The organism is Kitasatospora sp. NPDC042419 (genome assembly GCF_056437345.1).
On the sequence record NZ_JBWKAW010000034.1, the window covers coordinates 1 to 15,994 of the forward strand.

Below are 15,994 nucleotides of genomic sequence, written 5' to 3' on the forward strand. Positions count from 1 at the left end.
GGCTTTCACACCGGCCCTCCGGGCGCTTCGTTCTTTCGTGTTTCCAGCTTACCAGATGTTTTCCGCTCCGTTTTCCGGAGTTTCACTCACCCGATCCGCTTTCGTGCTTCCAGCTTACCAGACGCTTTCCGCTCCGTTTCCGGCGCTTCGTTCGTCCAACTCGCTGGTGTCTTCTGCGGCTTGACGCCCCGTCCGACGTTTCGAACTCTAGCCGATCCCCGCTCCGAAAAGCGAATCCGACCGCACTCCCCGAAATGGGCACGCCAAATTCGACCCGGGCCGCGAAATCCAAAAGGGCATGACGCGACCCAATCTGCATTGGGAAGTGTGTTTCAGGGGATTGGCCGCCCCGGGACCGTCCGCGCTGATGCGTGTCCGGTGCTCCCTGCCGAGCGACTAGAGAACACTACGCCAGCTCCGGGGCAGGTGCAAACCCCCGCCGGTCCCGGCCGCCCGCCACCGCGGGCCTTGCCCCGGAACGCCCGTAGGCCGGTCCGCTGGTGGGCGGACCGGCCTACGGAGGGGAGCCGGCAGCGGACGAGGGGACCCGCCGCCGGGAAGCTCAGCTGTTGGTGGGGAAGCCGAGGTTGATGCCGCCGTGCGAGGGGTCGAGCCAGCGCTGGGTGACGGCCTTGCCACGGGTGAAGAAGTGCACGCCGTCCGCGCCGTAGGCGTGGGCGTCGCCGAACAGCGAGGCCTTCCAGCCACCGAAGGAGTAGTAGGCGACCGGGACGGGGATCGGCACGTTGATGCCGACCATGCCGACCTCGACCTCGTACTGGAAGCGCCGGGCCGCGCCGCCGTCGTTGGTGAAGATGGCGGTGCCGTTGCCGTAGGGGTTGGAGTTGATGAGCTCCAGGCCCTCCTCGTAGGAGGCGACGCGCACCACCGAGAGCACCGGGCCGAAGATCTCGTCGGTGTAGACGGACATGCCGGGCTTCACGTGGTCGAACAGCGTCGGGCCGAGCCAGAAGCCGTCCGCCGTGGGCGCGCCGTTCCGGTCCTCGGCGGTGACCGGGTGCTTGCGGCCGTCGACGGCCAGCTCGGCGCCGTCGGCGAGGCCGGACTCGACGTAGGAGGTGACCTTGTCCCGGTGCTGGCCGGTGACGAGCGGGCCCATCTCGGACTCGCCGTTGCAGCCGGGGCCCACCTTGAGGGTGGCGATCCGCTGCTTGATCTTCTCGACCAGCTCGTCGCCGACCGGGTCGACCGCGACCAGGACGGAGACCGCCATGCAGCGCTCGCCCGCCGCGCCGAAGCCGGCGTTGACGGCGGCGTCGGCACTGAGGTCGAGGTCCGCGTCGGGCAGGACCAGCATGTGGTTCTTGGCGCCGCCGAGCGCCTGGACGCGCTTGCCGTAGCGGGTGCCGGTCTCGTACACGTACCGGGCGATCGGGGTGGAGCCGACGAAGCTGACCGACTTGATGTCCGGGTGCTCCAGCAGGCGGTCGACGGCCACCTTGTCGCCGTGCACGACGTTGAAGACGCCGTCCGGAAGGCCGGCCTCCTTCCACAGCCCGGCGAGGAACTCGGCGGCGGACGGGTCCTTCTCGGAGGGCTTGAGGACGACGGTGTTGCCCGCCGCGATGGCGATCGGGAAGAACCACATCGGCACCATGGCCGGGAAGTTGAACGGCGAGATGATCGCGACCGGGCCGAGCGGCTGGCGGATCGAGTAGACGTCGATGCCGGTGGAGGCCTGCTCGGTGAATCCGCCCTTGAGCAGCTGGGGGATGCCGCAGGCGTACTCGACGACCTCCAGGCCGCGGGCGATCTCGCCGAGCGCGTCGGAGTGCACCTTGCCGTGCTCGGCGACGATGATCGACGCCAGCTCGTCCTTGCGGGCGTTGAGCAGCTCGCGGAAGGCGAAGAGCACGGTGGTGCGCTTGGCGATCGACGCGGTGCGCCACTCGGCGAAGGCCGAGGCGGCGGCGGCCACCGCCTGGTCGACCTCGGCGGTCTCCGCGAAGTCGACCTGGCCGGTGACCTGCCCGGTGGCCGGGTCGAAGATGTCACCGCGGCGGGGCGCGGCACCGGCGGTGGCGACCGACCGGCCGCCGATCCAGTGGGTGATGTGCTTGCTCAAGGTCCGTCTGCCTCCGAAGTCCCGGGCGGCATCAAGCCACCGGTCCCTTGTGTGGCGCCGCCCGTGCGGCGCCCGGGCGGCGGGGTCACGGGGTGACCGCGCTCAGCACCCAGTGTGGTCGCCCGCGTCGGCCGGCTCAACGAACAGGCTGACGGGGATCGGAGGTTACGCCTTACAGGTCGTCGGGACGGTGCTCCGTCCGGGCGACGGAACCGTCCCCTCGGGAGGTCACGCGGGAGATCACGCGGGAGGTCACGCCTCCTCCTCGTCCTCCAGGTACGGGTCGTGCAGGCCGTCTGCGGCCTCCTGGGTCTCCAGCAGGTCGAGCCGCAGGTCCTGCGCCCAGGCCAGCGCCCACCGCTTCAGCGCCCCGGTCTCCCCGGAGGGCCGGCCCCGGGCCCGGAACCGCCCGTCGGCGGCCTCGGCCAGGGTCTCCAGCCGGTCGGCCAGCACCGTGGGCTGGAACTCGGCGTCGAGACCGGTGGCCAGCGCGAGCAGTTCGCCTTCGCGGTACCAGGCGGTCAGCGCGTGCGCGTCGATCAGGTCGCGGGGCAGGGCCCGGTCGGCCAGCAGGACGGTGGTGAGGGCGGCGACGTCCTCCAGGGCGACGGCCGACACCGTCAGCGGAGCCTCGGGCCCGCCGAGGTCGACCCGGACCGGCCGGTGGGCGAGCGGTTCCTTGCGGAGCTCGACGGCGTGCGACCGGCCGCCGAGGGTGAGCCGGACGGAGAGCTGCTCCAGGCGCGGCGTGCCCGGCCGCTCGGCGACCCCGCCGCCGGCCGCCCGGTAGGCGGCGGCCAGCTCGGCCGCGGCCGTCGGCAGGTCGGTGGTGCCGTCGGCCACCAGGGTGAGCCCGTCCTGGGCGCAGGCCTGGACGCCGTGCGCCCGCAGGGCGTGTCCGCCCGCGAGGGCGAGCCCGTACCGGTCGCAGACGGGGCCGGCCAGCTCGGCGAGGCGCAGCTGGGCCGGGTCCGGGTGGAGGGACGGGTCGACGGCGTCCGGGGCGGTGGTCACTCCTCCAGTCTGGCGCGCCGGGCCGTCCCGTGCGCCGCTCCCGGCCCGGTGGGGCGGGCGTGCCCGGCGCCGCTCCGGGCGGGCCCGCCCGCGGGACCGGGGACGGCCCCGCGGTTCACCAGTCGCTGAGTCCGGCGGCGGCCTCGTGGAGCGCGAGTTCCAGGACGACCGGGTCGTTGAGCCGTCCGGAGCCGTCGGGCGGGACCAGCCAGCGGACGCCCTGGCTGCGCCGGCCCGGGTGCGGCACCACGACCCAGGTGCCCTCTCCGGCGCAGCGCACGCCGGTGCCGATCCACCGGGCGGCGGTGCCGGCGGGCACCAGGAAGCCGACGTACTCGTCGCCGAGGTCCGCGAGGACCGGACCGCAGGTGGCGGCGGCGAGCAGGTCGGCGGCGGGCCGACCGAGCCGGCCGGGTACCGAGAGGACGTCCCAGCGCCGTCCGGCCGGGAGCAGGACCAGGCCGAGGCCGGTGCGTTCCCACTGTTCCCGGAAGGACTCCGGGTCCGGTGCCGCCTGGGCGAGCCAGTGCAGTCCGGTGCTCTCCATGTGCTGTCCCCGCTTCTTCGCGTCGGTGCTGTCCGTGGCGCGGCGGGAAGCAGTGAGACCCGCCGTCACCATCGAGAGGCGGACGGCGGGTCTCTCTTACACGGGTCCTCTGCACGGGTCCTCTGCACGGGTCCCCGGGTCGCCCGGGTCACGATCCGGGCAGCCGCGGCCACCGACGACCGGCCGCCGACGACCGGTCACCGGCAGCGGCCGGCAGTCGGCCACCGGCAGTCGGTCAGCTGTCGAAGCCGAGCCCCATCCGGTCGAGGGTGCGCAGCCAGAGGTTGCGGTGGCCGCCGAGGCGGTCGGCGCGTTCCAGCGACCGGGTGGTGATCTCGATGCCCGCCCAGCGGACCGGTTCGGGCGGGAAGGGCAGCGGCTTGCGGCGGACCATCTCCAGGTCGGTGCGTTCGGTGCGCTCCCCCGCCAGCAGGTCGAGCATCACCTCGGCGCCGAAGCGGGTGGCGCCGACCCCGAGGCCGGTGTAGCCGACGGCGTACGCGACCCGGCCCCGGTGGGCGGTGTCGTAGAAGGCGGAGAACCGGCTGCAGGTGTCGATGGCGCCGCCCCACGCGTTGGTGAAGCGGATCCCCTCCAGCTGCGGGAAGCAGCGGGCGAAGTTCCGGGCCAGCGTGTCGAAGGTCTGCGGCCGCTGGTCGTACGCCCGCCGCAGGTGGCCGCCGAAGTGGTAGACGGCGTCGTAGCCGCCCCACAGGATCCGGTTGTCGGCGCTGAGCCGGAAGTAGTGGAACTTGTTGGCGCTGTCGCTGAGGCCCTGCCGTCCGCGCCAGCCGATGGCGGCGAGCTGCTCCTCGGTGAGCGGTTCGGTCATCAGCGCGTAGTCGTACACCGGGACGACGTACGGACGGACGCGCCGGAGCAGGGACGGGAAGGCGTTGGTGCCGAGCGCGACCTTGCCGGCGGACACCCGGCCGTGCGGGGTGCGGACGCTCATGCCGGTGCCGTCCTCGCGCAGGTCGAGGGCCGGCGTGTGCTCGAAGATCCGTACGCCCTGGCCCAGGCAGGCGGCCTTGAGGCCCCAGGCGAGCTTGGCGGGGTGGACCATGGCCACGCCGTCCCGGTCCCAGACGCCGCCGAGGAAGGTCGGCGAGTCGACCTCGGCGCGCAGCGCCCCGGCGTCGAGCACGGTGAGGTCGAGGCCGTACTCGGCGACGGCCTCGGCGAGCTCGTGGAGCTCTTCGAGCTGGTGGGGCTGGGTGGCGATGTCGATCTCGCCGGTGCGTTCCCACTCGGCGTCGATGCCGTACCGCTCCAGGGTCGCCCCGATGCCGTCCAGGTTGGCGGCACCGAGGCGTTCCAGCCGGCCGAGTTCGGCGGGCCAGCGCTGCAGGCCGTTGCCGAAGCCGTGGGTGAGGCTGGCGGCGCAGAACCCGCCGTTGCGCCCGGACGCGGCCCACCCGATCTCCTGTCCCTCGACCAGGACGACGTCCAGCGAGGGGTCGCGCTCCTTGGCGATGAGGGCGGTCCAGAGACCGGAGTAGCCGCCGCCGACGACCAGGAGGTCGCAGCTGGTGGGGCCGGTCAGGGCCGGCAGTGCCGCGGGCCGACCGGGGTCCTCCAGCCAGAAGGGGGTGGGCCGGGCGTCAGCGAGCGCGCGGGCGGAGTCCATGCATTATCAGCCACTTTCCACAGGTAGAGCGGTGTACTGGGAGGTCGGTCAGGCGGCCGCCTTGCGGCGGTTGCCGAGCCACTGGCCCGCGACCGTGAGTGCGACGGCGGCGGCGAACATCGCGGTGCCGATGACGTTCACCTGGACCGGGATGCCGCGCTGCGAGGCGCCCCAGACGAACATCGGGAAGGTGACCGTGGTCGGTCCCGAGTTGAACTGGGTGATGATGAAGTCGTCGAAGGAGAGCGCGAAGCTGAGCAGCGCGCCGGCGGCGATGCCGGGGGCGGCGAGCGGCAGGGTGACCCTCAGGAAGGTCTGGAAGGGGGTCGCGTAGAGGTCCTGGGCGGCCTGTTCGAGCCGCGGGTCCATGCTCATCACGCGGGCCTTGACCGCCGTCACCACGAAGCTGAGGCAGAACATGATGTGCGCGATGAGGATCGTGGTGAAGCCGAACGGGATGCGCATGTTGAGGAAGAGCGTGCCGAGCGAGGCGGCCATCACCACCTCGGGCATGGCCATCGGCAGGAAGATCATGGCGCTGGTGGCGCCCTTGCCGCGGAACCGGTAGCGGGCCAGCGCGAAGGCGACCATGGTGCCGAGCACGGTGGCGCCGACGGTGGCGGCCACCGCGACCTGGAGGCTGAGCGAGAGCGACTGGCACATCTCGGCCACGCCGCAGGGGTCGGTCCAGGCGTCGGTGGAGAACTCGTTCCACTCGTAGTTGAACTTGCCGACCGGCTTGTTGAACGAGAAGGCGAGCACGACCAGGTTGGGGAGCACCAGGTAGGCCAGGGCGAACAGCCCCGCGAGCACCACCAGGTTGCGGCGGATCCATGCGATCACTCGGGACATCAGACCAGTTCCTCCGTCCCGGCCTTGCGCATGTAGACCGTCACCATGCCCAGGATCAGGGCCATCAGGATGAAGCTCAGCGCAGCCGCCGTGGGGTAGTCGAGCACGTTCAGGAACTGCTTCTGGATGCCGTTGCCGACCATCTGCTCGCTCGGCGAACCCAGCAGCTGGGCGTTGATGTAGTCGCCGGAGGCCGGGATGAAGGTGAGCAGGGTGCCCGCGACCACGCCGGGCAGCGAGATCGGGAAGGTCACCTTGCGGAAGGTCGTGAACGGGCGGGCGTAGAGGTCGCCGGCGGCCTCGTGCAGGCGCGGGTCGATCCGCTCCAGCGAGGTGTACAGCGGCAGGATCATGAACGGCAGGAAGTTGTAGGTGAGGCCGCAGACCACGGCGAGCGGGGTGGCGAGCACCCGGTCGCCGGAGGTGAGGCCGAGTGCGCCGGTGACGTCGAGGACGTGCAGCGCGTCGAGCGCGCCGACCACCGGTCCGCCGTCCGAGAGGATGGTCTTCCAGGCCAGCGTGCGGATCAGGAAGCTGGTGAAGAACGGTGCGATCACCAGGATCAGGACGACGTTGCGCCAGCGCCGGCCGGCCTTGAAGGCGATGGTGTAGGCGAGCGGGTAGCCGATGGCCAGGCAGAGCACGGTGGCGGTGGCGGCGTAGCCGAACGAGCGGACGAAGTGCCACCGGTACTCGACCAGGGCGTCCCAGTACGTGGCGACGTGCCAGGTGACGCGGAAGCCGTCCTCCAGCGAGCCGGTCTGCAGCGAGGTGGAGGCCTGGTAGACCATCGGCACCGCGAAGAAGACGACCAGCCAGGCGATGCCGGGCAGCAGCAGCCAGTAGGGGGTGAGCCGCCGCCGGGGGCGCGGTGCGGGACCGGCCGGGGTGGCGCCGTCGGGGGGTATGGCCTCCGCGGGGGCGGCCGGGACGGTGGTGGTCATGCCGCCGCCTCCCCGGTGCCCGCGTCGATCGCCTGGGCGGCGTCCAGGGCGAAGGAGTGCGCCGGGTTCCAGTGCAGGACGACCGGGGCGCCGGGGACGATCCGGGCGTCGCGCTCCATGTTCTGCTCGAAGACGGTGACCTCCTGGCCGCCGTCGGTGCGCACCAGGTACTGGGTGGAGACGCCGATGAAGCTGGAGTCGACGACGGTGCCGGCCAGTCGGTTGCGGCCGTCGGCGACCTCCGCGGAGCCGTGCTCGATGGTGATCTTCTCCGGCCGCACCCCGAGGTGGACCCGCTTGGCCTCGGCGGCGCAGCGGGCCCGGGGCACGGTGAGCCGGGCCCCGGCGGCGGTGAGCAGCAGGTCCTCGCCGGCGCTGCCGGTGACGTCGGCGGGCAGCAGGTTGGACTGGCCGAGGAAGTTGGCCACGAAGGTGGTGGCGGGGTTCTCGTAGAGCTCGGCGGGTGCGCCGAGCTGCTCGACCCGGCCGCCGTTCATCACCGCGATGGTGTCGGCCATGGTCATGGCCTCCTCCTGGTCGTGGGTGACGTGGACGAAGGTGATGCCGACCTCGGTCTGGATCCGCTTGAGCTCCAGCTGCATCTGGCGGCGGAGCTTGAGGTCGAGGGCGCCGAGCGGCTCGTCGAGGAGCAGCACCTGCGGGTGGTTGATCAGCGCGCGGGCGACGGCGACGCGCTGCTGCTGGCCGCCGGAGAGCTGGTGCGGCTTGCGCCGGGCGTAGGCGCCGAGCTCGACCAGTTCCAGCATCTCGTCGACCTGCTTCCTGACGTCCTTCTTCCCGCGCCGGCGCAGGCCGAAGGCGACGTTCTCGAAGATGTCGAGGTGCGGGAAGAGCGCGTAGCTCTGGAAGACGGTGTTGACCGGGCGCTTGTACGGGGGCAGCGCGGTGACGTCCTGGCCGCCGATCAGGACGGTGCCGGCGGTGGGCTCCTCCAGGCCGGCGATCATCCGCAGGGTGGTGGTCTTGCCGCAGCCGGAGGCGCCGAGCAGGGCGAAGAAGGAGCCCTGGGGGACGGTCAGGTCGAGCGGGTGGACGGCGGTGAAGGCACCGTAGGTCTTGCCGATGCCGGTGAGGCGGACGTCGCCGCCGGCCGGGGTGCGCAGCTGGTCTGTCATGGGGGGTCTCTCTGGTCTCGGCCGTCGGGGGTCAGGCGCCGATGAGCTTGGAGAACTTCTCCTCGAAGGAGCTCTCCTCGTCCTCGGTCAGGGTGCGGAAGACGTGCGCCTTGGCCGCCATCTCGGGGGTGGGGACGACCAGGGGGTTGGCCGCGGTGTCGGGGGAGATTTCGGCGAGCTCGTCCTTCATCCCGGTGACGGCGGAGACGAAGCCGATGCCGGCGACCAGCTGCGCCGCGATCTTCGGCTGGTAGTAGAAGTCGATCAGCTTCTCGGCGTTGGCCTTGTGCTGGGCCTTGGCCGGGACCAGCAGGTTGTCGGTCGAGGAGACGAAGCCCTTCTCCGGGATGACGAACTCGATGTCCGGGTTGTCGGCGCGCAGCTGGATGAGGTCGCCGCCCCAGGCGACGCAGGCGGCGATGTCCCCGGAGGACAGCTCCTGGCCGTAGTCGTTGCCGGTGAACCGGCGGATCTGCTTGCTGTCGACGGCCTTCTGCAGCCGGGCTATCGCGGCGTCGTAGTCGTCGGCGGTGAACTTCGCCGGGTCCTTGCCCATGTCGAGCAGGGTGATGCCGACGCTGTCGCGCATCTCGGAGAGGAAGGTGACCCGGCCCTTGAGGTCGGGGTCGTCGAGCAGCTGGGAGACGCTGGTGACCTCCTTGCCCTTGGTGGCCTTCCGGTTGTAGGCGATGACCACCTGGATGCCGGCCCACGGGTAGGAGTAGAGCCGACCCGGGTCCCAGTCGGGGGCGCGGAAGCGCGAGTCGACGGTCGTGATGGCGGTGGTGACGTTGGCCGGGTTGAGCTTCTGCGCCCAGCCGAGGCGGATCAGCCGGGCGGCCATCCAGTCGGTGAGGACCATCAGGTCGCGGCCGGTGTCCTGGCCGGCCGCGAGCTGCGGTTTGACCTTGCCGAAGAACTCGACGTTGTCGTTGACGTCCTCGGTGTACCTGACCTTGATGCCGGTGGCCGCGGTGAAGGCCTCCAGGGTGCCGTGCTTCTCCGTGTCGTTCTCGTCGGTGTCGACGTAGAGCGGCCAGTTGGAGAAGTTGACCTCCTTCTCGCTGTCCGAGAGGTCCTTCGCGGCGTTGGCGGTGGAGTCACCGGTGCCGGCGGTCCTCGCCGGCGGGATGCCGCAGGCGGCCAGCGTCCCGGCACCGGCGGCCAGGGCGGCGGCGCGCAGCACGGTGCGGCGGCCGACCGCGGCCCGGCCGCTGGTCAGACTGCGTTCCCAGGCCCTGCGGACCGGTTCGGGCAGACCGTCGGTGAGCTCGTTGAACGCCATGGAACGGGCCTCCTGGGGCAAAGGGGGTGTGGGGGTCCCCCGAGGGGTTATCTGTCTCCGAAGACGGTGCGGTGCCAGTCCTTGCGCGCCACCGCGGTGGTGTCGAACATGACGTGCTTGACCTGGGTGTACTCGTCCAGCGAGTACTGCGACATGTCCTTGCCGTAGCCGGAGGACTTGTAGCCGCCGTGCGGCATCTCGCTGATGATCGGGATGTGGTCGTTCACCCAGACGCAGCCGGCCGCGAGTTCGCGGGTGGCGCGCAGCGAGCGGTGCACGTTGCCGGTCCAGGCCGAGGCGGCCAGGCCGTAGGGGGTGTCGTTGGCCAGCCGCAGGCCCTCGTCGTCGCTGTCGAAGGGCAGCACCGTGAGCACGGGGCCGAAGATCTCGCCCTGGACGACCTCGCTGTCCTGCGCCGCGCCGGTGATCAGGGTCGGCAGGTAGTAGGCGCCGGGGGTGAGGTCGGTGCCGTCGTGGCCCTTGGTGCCGGCGGCGCCGCCGGTGACCACGGTGGCGCCGGCCGCGCGGGCGCGCTCGACGAAGCCGGCCACCCGGTCGCGGTGGGTGTGGGAGACCAGCGGGCCGAGGTCGGTCCGCGGGTTCAGCGGGTCGCCGAGCCGGACGGCGCGGTACAGCTCCGCGACGCCGGCCACGAAGGCGTCGTACAGCGGCCGCTGGACGTAGGCGCGGGTGGCGGCGGTGCAGTCCTGCCCGCTGTTGATCAGCGAGGCGGCGACCGCGCCGTGCACGGCGGCGTCCAGGTCGGCGTCGTCGAAGACCACGAACGGGGCCTTGCCGCCGAGCTCCAGGTGGGTCCGCTTGACGGTGGCGGTGGCCAGCTCGGCGACCCGGCGGCCGACCGGGGTGGAGCCGGTGAAGGAGACCATCGCGACGTCCGGGTGGGCGACCAGGTGCTCGCCGGCGGTCCGCCCGGCGCCGGTGACCACGTTGACCACGCCGTCCGGGATTCCGGCCAGGGTGCAGGCCCGGGCGAACATCAGCGAGGTGAGCGGGGTCAGCTCGGCCGGCTTGAGGACGATGGTGTTGCCCGCCGCGATCGCCGGGAGGATCTTCCAGGCGGCCATCTGCAGCGGGTAGTTCCACGGCGAGATCGAGCCGATCACGCCGATCGGCTCACGCCGCACGTACGAGGTGTGGTCGCCGGAGTACTCGCCGGCCGCCCGGCCCTCCAGGTGGCGGGCTGCGCCGGCGAAGAAGGCGGTGTTGTCGATCGTCCCGGGGACGTCGAACTCGGTGGAGAGCTTGATCGGCTTGCCGGTCTGCGCGGTCTCCACCCGGGCCAGGTCGGCGGCGGCGTCGGTGAGGACGGCGGCGAGCCGGGTGAGCGCCTCGGAGCGTGCGCCCGGGGTGGCGCCCGCCCATTCCGGCAGCGCGGCCCGGGCGGCGGCGACGGCTTCGTCGACCTGCCCGGTGGAGGCCAGGGTGACCTGCTCGACCACGCTGCCGTCGGCGGGGTTGACGACCTGGAAGGGCTCGCCGCTCCCCCGGTCCGGCCGGCCCGCGATGTACTGCGCGCCCGCGCCGAAATCGGTCAGGTCCATCTGGTTCCTCCAAGTTCCCGGTGGTTCGACCGCCCGTAGGTGTCCTTGATCATCCCTGCGGGGCCGCGCACGCCGACGGACGAGGGGCCCGTTCGGCGTGGTCGGACTGGTCGAGTCGCCGCGCCCGCGGTCCAGGGGAATCCGGTCCGGCCGGTCGCCGGGATCCGCGATCCTGGCAGCCCGGTGGTGGTCCGGCAAGGGATTCCGCTGTTGCTTTCTGGTTACGCCACGGATTCCGAGGATGATGCCCGTGTTTCGCCACAGCCGACCCGCTGACCATGCCCAATGGCGCCCCGGCGTGACAAGGGTCACTCCGCCAACCTCGGGGCTCAGGGCCTTACAGGGTGGAAGGGTTCGGTCGGGGTGACAGGTCGTCGCCGGGATGGATGATTTACCTGACACTCTGAACCCTGGAGGCCGCGATGCTCCCCACCGTCGCCCGAATCCTGGACCTGGAGGTGATGCGGCGCGGCCTGCCCCAGGTGGTCGCCGGCGCCGCCCACCTCGAACGCCCGGTCCGCTGGGTGCACGTCAGCGAACTGCCCGACGTCGCCGGCGTGCTCCAGGGCGGCGAGCTGGTGCTGACCACCGGCATCGCCCTGCCCGAGGACCGCGAGGGGCTGGCCCGGTACGTCCGCGAGCTGGCCGACGTCGGCGTGGCCGGACTGGTCATCGAGTTCGGGCGGCGCTACTTCGACACCCTGCCGCGCGCCCTGGTGCACGCCGCCGAACAGCGCGGCCTGCCGCTGATCGCGCTCCGCCGCGAGCTTCGCTTCGTCGCCGTCACCGAGGCCGTGCACGCCCTGGTGGTCAACGCCCAGCTGGAACAGCTGCGCACCTCGGAGGCGATCCACCAGGTCTTCAACGAGCTCGTGGTGGAGGGCGCCGAGCCGGTCGAGGTGGTCCGCCAGGTCGCCCGGATAGCGGGCGCCCCGGTCGTCCTGGAGAACCTCGCCCACCAGGTGCTGACCCACGACCCCGCCGGCCGGCCCGAGACCGAGCTGCTGGAGGACTGGGAACGCCGCTCGCGCGGGGTCCGCCCGGCCGGCCGCACCGGCCACGACCCGCGCAGCGGCTGGCTGGTCACCACGGTCGGCGCCCGCGGCCAGGACTGGGGGCGGCTGGTCCTGGTCCAGGACCCCGGACCGCTGCCCGACGACGGCCCGCACCCGAACACCATGCTGCTGGAGCGCGGCGCCTCCGCCCTGGCGCTCAACCGGCTGGTGGTCCGCGACCGGGAGAGCCTGGAACGGCAGACCCACCGCACCCTGCTCTCCGGCATCCTCACCCACGCGCTGACCGTCTCCGAGGTGGCGCTGCGCGCCCAGGCCCTCGGCGTCCCGCTGGAGGGCCGCCGGCTGGTCGGCGTGGTGCTGCGGCAGCGCCGCGGCCCGATCCCGGCCGCGCTGGAGGCGCAGGCCCGGCTGCGCGACTTCACCGAACTCGCGGCGAGCGCGGTCCGCGCCTGCCGGCTCTCCGCCCTGGTCGGCGCGCTCGACGACGAGGGCGTGGGCGTGCTGATCGCGCTCGGCCCCCAGCAGGACGAGCACTCCTCGCTGGACGCCTTCGCGGCGGCGCTGCGCCGGCTGACCGCCGAGGCCGCCCGGGACGCCGCCGCACCGTCCCCGGTGGTCGCCGTCGGCTCCTCGGTCGGCTCGGTCCGCGACGCCCGGCGCACCCTGCTGGAAGCCACCCAGGTCGCCGACGCGGCCCTGCACGACGCACCCGGCGGCCGTGCGGCGTCGTACTACCGGCTGCCCGACGTCCGGCTGCGCGGTCTGCTGCACCTGCTGCGGGACGACGCCCGGCTGCAGACCTACGTGGAACGCGAGCTGGGCCCGCTGCTCGCGTACGACGCGGAGCACGACGCGCAGCTGGTCCGGATGCTGCGGATCTACCTGGAGCAGGGCCGGAACAAGTCGGCGGCGGCCGACGCGGCGCACCTGTCCCGGCCGTCCTTCTACGACCGGCTGCACAAGGTCGAGCGGATCCTGGGGGTCGACCTCGACCAGGTGGAGTCCTGCCTGTCGCTGCACGTCGCGCTGCTCGCGCTGGACGCCGTCCGGCGCTGAGCCCGGCGGCGGGGGTCCCGGCGCCGCGGTCCCGGCGGCGGGGTCGCGTAGCCGGGGTCGCGTAGCCGGGGTCGCGTGGCCGGGGTCGCGTGGCCGGGGTCGCGTGGCCGGGGTCGCGTGGCCGGGGCCCGGGCGGCGGGCCCCGACGGCGGCGGCTCGGCTCAGACCCCGGTGATCCGGCCCCAGACCTTGTGGAAGACGGGCCGCTCGGCCGAGGTGACGTCGCGCATGGTGTGCAGCCGGGCCCGCATGTCCTCGGTCGGGAAGACCAGCGGGTGCTCGGCCAGCTCCGCCTTCTCCTTCTCCCCGCTGGCGGCGAGCACCTCGCGGGCGGCCGGCACCGGGCAGATGTACTGCACGGCGAGGGCCAGCTCGGCGGCCACCTCCGGCTGGTAGTAGTGGTCGATCAGCAGCTCGGCGTTGCGCTTGTGCCCGGCCCGGTTGGGGACCAGCAGGCTCTCCGCCCAGAGTTCGCCGCCCTCCTCCGGCACGACGAAGTCGAGGTCCGGGTTCTCCGCCATCAGCTGGACGGCGTCCCCCGAGTACGCCTGGCAGGCCAGCGCGGCCCCCGAGGCCAGGTCGCTGGTGTAGTCGTTGCCGGTGAAGCGGCGGATGTGCCGGGCGTCGACCATCCTCTGCACCTGGTCCATGGCCCGGTGCGCGTCGTCCGCCGTGAAGGCGGAGAGGTCGGCGCCGTGGGCGAGCATCAGCAGTCCGAGCGCCTCGTCCAGCCCGGCGAACAGGGTCACCCGGCCCTTGAGGTCGGGCGCCCAGAGGTCGGCCGTGGAGCGCAGCTCGCGGCCGAGTTCCTTGCGGTTGTAGGCGATTCCGGTGATCCCGGACTGCCACGGCACGCTCCGCCGGCGCCCGGGGTCGAAGGCCGGACCGGCCAGCTGCGGGTCCAGGTTGGCCGCCACGTGGGGCAGGTTGGCCCGGTCCAGGGCCTGCACCCAGCCCAGCGAGACGTACCGGCCGGCCATCCAGTCGCTGACCACCATGAGGTCCCGGCCGGGGTCGGTGCCCTGGGTCAGCACCGGGCCCATCTTGCCGAAGAACTCGTCGTTGTCGTTGATGTCCTCGGTGTAGGTGACGGCGATCCCGGTCCGCTCGGTGAAGGCGTCCAGGGTCGGACGCCGGCCGTCGTCGTCGGCGTCGATGTACTGGGTCCAGTTGGAGAAGACCAGCCGCGGTTCGTCCCCGGAGCGGTCGGGGGCGGAGCGGCGCTCCTCGGCGACGTACGCGGACGGGATTCCGCAGCCCGCGAGGGTGCCGGCGCCGAGCAGCCCGGCGGTGCCGAGCACGCTGCGGCGGGTCAGGGTGGTGCGGGACATGGGGGCCTCCGGGGCGTGGGGCGGCCCCGGGCGCGCGGGCGCCCGGGGCCGTCCGGTCGGTACTGGTGCTGCCGTGCGCCGGCGGTGCCGCCCCGCCGAACGGTCGGCGGAGCGGCCGGCCGACCGCCCTGCGGGTCAGACGGTGTGCGCGTCGGTCAGCGTGAGCACCTCGTCGAGCACCGCGAGGCCGGCCTTGGCCTCCTCCTCGGTCACCGTGCACGGCGGGACGACGTGGAACCGGTTCATGTTGACGAACGGCCAGAGCCCGCGCCGCTTGCAGGCGGCGGCCAGCTCGGCCATCGGCGCGTTGGCCGCACCGGCCGCGTTGTACGGCACCAGCGGCTCGCGGGTGGCCCGGTCCTTGACCAGGTCGAGCGCCCAGAAGACGCCGAGCCCGCGCACCTCGCCGATCGAGGGGTGCCGCTCGGCCAGCTCGCGCAGCCCGGGGCCGAGCACGGTCTCGCCGATGTGCCGGGCGTTCTCGACGATGCCCTCCTCCGCCATGGCGTTGATGGTGGCGACCGCCGAGGCGCAGGCCAGCGGGTGGCCGGAGTAGGTGAGCCCGCCGGGGAACGGCCGCTCGGCGAAGGTCGCGGCGATCTCCGCGCTGATCGCCACGCCGCCGAGCGGGACGTAGCCCGAGTTGACGCCCTTGGCGAAGGTGAGCAGGTCGGGGGTGACGTCCCAGTGGTCGGCGGCGAACCAGGCGCCGGTGCGGCCGAAGCCGGCCATCACCTCGTCCAGGATGAAGACGATGCCGTAGCGGTCGCAGATCTCCCGGACGCCGGCCAGGTAGCCGGGCGGCGGCACCAGGATGCCGGCGGTGCCGACCACCGTCTCCAGGATGATCGCCGCGACGGTGCCCGGCCCCTCGAAGGCGATCACCTGCTCCAGGTGCGCGAGCGCGCGCTCGCACTCCTGCGCCTCGTTCTCGGCGTGGAAGTTGGAGCGGTAGGCGTACGGCCCCCAGAAGTGCACGATGCCGGAGACGCCGGTCTCGTTGGCCCAGCGGCGCGGGTCCCCGGTGAGCGCGATCGCGTTGGCGGTGGCGCCGTGGTACGAGCGGTACGTGGCGAGCACCTTCTGGCGGCCGGTGTGCAGCCGGGCCAGCCGGATGGCGTTCTCGTTGGCCTCGGCGCCGCCGTTGGTGAAGAAGATCCGGTCGAGGTCGCCCGGGGTCCGTTCGGCGATCAGCCGGGCGGCCTCGCTGCGCGACTCGACCGCGAAGCCGGGGGCGATGGTGCAGAGCTTCGCCGCCTGCTCCTGGATCGCCGCGACCACCTTCGGGTGCTGGTGACCGATGTTGGTGTTCACCAGCTGGGAGGAGAAGTCGAGGTAGCGGTTGCCGTCGTAGTCCCAGAAGTACGAGCCCTCGGCGCCCGCCACCGCGAGGGGGTCGATCAGCGCCTGGGCGGACCACGAGTGGAAGACGTGCGCGCGGTCGGCGGCCTTGACGGCCTGGCCGGCGGCTGAGTCAGCGGTGGGGATGCTCATGCGGCAAGGCTAGGGAGTCCCGCCTCCGAAGTGCAGGTTCA

General features: G+C 72.6%; 13 protein-coding genes. 2 read left to right on the forward strand and 11 right to left on the reverse strand.

Annotated features, from left to right (window positions below; translation table 11 throughout):
- On the forward strand, positions 1–184 hold a 184-nt coding region (locus AC067J_RS37730; RefSeq protein WP_478307172.1), incomplete at its 5' end, for a hypothetical protein.
- Positions 185–562: 378 nt separating this feature from the next.
- Here the strand turns inward: AC067J_RS37730 and AC067J_RS37735 are convergent.
- From AC067J_RS37735 to AC067J_RS37775, 9 genes are all read right to left on the reverse strand, one after another.
- Positions 563–2,086, reverse strand: a complete 1,524-nt coding sequence (locus tag AC067J_RS37735) for a CoA-acylating methylmalonate-semialdehyde dehydrogenase (RefSeq protein ID WP_478307174.1) — start codon at positions 2,084–2,086, stop codon at positions 563–565.
- Between the two features lie 252 nt (positions 2,087–2,338).
- A complete protein-coding gene (locus AC067J_RS37740; protein ID WP_478307176.1) occupies positions 2,339–3,100 on the reverse strand; it encodes a hypothetical protein in 762 nt (253 codons plus the stop codon).
- Positions 3,101–3,215: 115 nt separating this feature from the next.
- Positions 3,216–3,647, reverse strand: a complete 432-nt coding sequence (locus tag AC067J_RS37745) for a hypothetical protein (RefSeq protein ID WP_478307178.1) — start codon at positions 3,645–3,647, stop codon at positions 3,216–3,218.
- 235 nt (positions 3,648–3,882) lie between these two features.
- Positions 3,883–5,277, reverse strand: coding sequence for an NAD(P)/FAD-dependent oxidoreductase (locus AC067J_RS37750; RefSeq protein WP_478307180.1), 1,395 nt, complete (start codon positions 5,275–5,277; stop codon positions 3,883–3,885).
- Positions 5,278–5,325: 48 nt separating this feature from the next.
- On the reverse strand, positions 5,326–6,129 hold the full coding sequence (locus tag AC067J_RS37755) for an ABC transporter permease (RefSeq protein WP_478307181.1): 804 nt from the start codon (positions 6,127–6,129) through the stop codon (positions 5,326–5,328).
- Positions 6,129–7,073 carry an ABC transporter permease gene (locus AC067J_RS37760; protein WP_478307183.1) on the reverse strand — a complete coding sequence of 315 codons (945 nt, stop codon included), beginning with the start codon at positions 7,071–7,073 and terminating at the stop codon, positions 6,129–6,131. The genes AC067J_RS37755 and AC067J_RS37760 overlap by 1 nt, the downstream gene beginning before the upstream one ends.
- Positions 7,070–8,209, reverse strand: a complete 1,140-nt coding sequence (locus AC067J_RS37765) for an ABC transporter ATP-binding protein (protein ID WP_478307185.1) — start codon at positions 8,207–8,209, stop codon at positions 7,070–7,072. The genes AC067J_RS37760 and AC067J_RS37765 overlap by 4 nt, the downstream gene beginning before the upstream one ends.
- Positions 8,210–8,240: 31 nt before the next feature.
- Positions 8,241–9,494: a polyamine ABC transporter substrate-binding protein gene (locus AC067J_RS37770; protein ID WP_478307187.1), complete on the reverse strand. Its 1,254-nt coding sequence runs from the start codon at positions 9,492–9,494 to the stop codon at positions 8,241–8,243.
- A 47-nt stretch (positions 9,495–9,541) separates the two neighbouring features.
- On the reverse strand, positions 9,542–11,056 hold the full coding sequence (locus AC067J_RS37775; RefSeq protein ID WP_478307189.1) for a gamma-aminobutyraldehyde dehydrogenase: 1,515 nt from the start codon (positions 11,054–11,056) through the stop codon (positions 9,542–9,544).
- A 422-nt stretch (positions 11,057–11,478) separates the two neighbouring features.
- Between AC067J_RS37775 and AC067J_RS37780 the strand changes: the two genes are divergently transcribed.
- Positions 11,479–13,128 (forward strand): PucR family transcriptional regulator, encoded by a 1,650-nt coding sequence (locus tag AC067J_RS37780; protein WP_478307191.1) that lies wholly within the window; start codon positions 11,479–11,481, stop codon positions 13,126–13,128.
- Positions 13,129–13,289: 161 nt separating this feature from the next.
- Here the strand turns inward: AC067J_RS37780 and AC067J_RS37785 are convergent, their stop codons facing one another.
- Both AC067J_RS37785 and AC067J_RS37790 read right to left on the reverse strand, forming a co-directional pair.
- Positions 13,290–14,459, reverse strand: coding sequence for a polyamine ABC transporter substrate-binding protein (locus tag AC067J_RS37785; protein ID WP_478307193.1), 1,170 nt, complete (start codon positions 14,457–14,459; stop codon positions 13,290–13,292).
- A 135-nt stretch (positions 14,460–14,594) separates the two neighbouring features.
- On the reverse strand, positions 14,595–15,953 hold the full coding sequence (locus tag AC067J_RS37790) for an aminotransferase class III-fold pyridoxal phosphate-dependent enzyme (protein ID WP_478307195.1): 1,359 nt from the start codon (positions 15,951–15,953) through the stop codon (positions 14,595–14,597).
- Positions 15,954–15,994 lie beyond the last annotated feature (41 nt).

Excerpts from the sequence above, each read along its gene's own strand:
- AC067J_RS37790 (WP_478307195.1), bottom strand. The coding sequence starts at position 15,953 with ATGAGCATCCCCACCGCTGACTCAGCCGCCGGCCAGGCCGTCAAGGCC.
- AC067J_RS37775 (WP_478307189.1), bottom strand. The coding sequence starts at position 11,056 with ATGGACCTGACCGATTTCGGCGCGGGCGCGCAGTACATCGCGGGCCGG.
- AC067J_RS37750 (WP_478307180.1), bottom strand. The coding sequence starts at position 5,277 with ATGGACTCCGCCCGCGCGCTCGCTGACGCCCGGCCCACCCCCTTCTGG.
- AC067J_RS37760 (WP_478307183.1), bottom strand. The coding sequence starts at position 7,073 with ATGACCACCACCGTCCCGGCCGCCCCCGCGGAGGCCATACCCCCCGAC.
- AC067J_RS37755 (WP_478307181.1), bottom strand. The coding sequence starts at position 6,129 with ATGTCCCGAGTGATCGCATGGATCCGCCGCAACCTGGTGGTGCTCGCG.
- AC067J_RS37785 (WP_478307193.1), bottom strand. The coding sequence starts at position 14,459 with ATGTCCCGCACCACCCTGACCCGCCGCAGCGTGCTCGGCACCGCCGGG.
- AC067J_RS37745 (WP_478307178.1), bottom strand. The coding sequence starts at position 3,647 with ATGGAGAGCACCGGACTGCACTGGCTCGCCCAGGCGGCACCGGACCCG.
- AC067J_RS37765 (WP_478307185.1), bottom strand. The coding sequence starts at position 8,209 with ATGACAGACCAGCTGCGCACCCCGGCCGGCGGCGACGTCCGCCTCACC.
- AC067J_RS37770 (WP_478307187.1), bottom strand. The coding sequence starts at position 9,494 with ATGGCGTTCAACGAGCTCACCGACGGTCTGCCCGAACCGGTCCGCAGG.
- AC067J_RS37780 (WP_478307191.1), top strand. The coding sequence starts at position 11,479 with ATGCTCCCCACCGTCGCCCGAATCCTGGACCTGGAGGTGATGCGGCGC.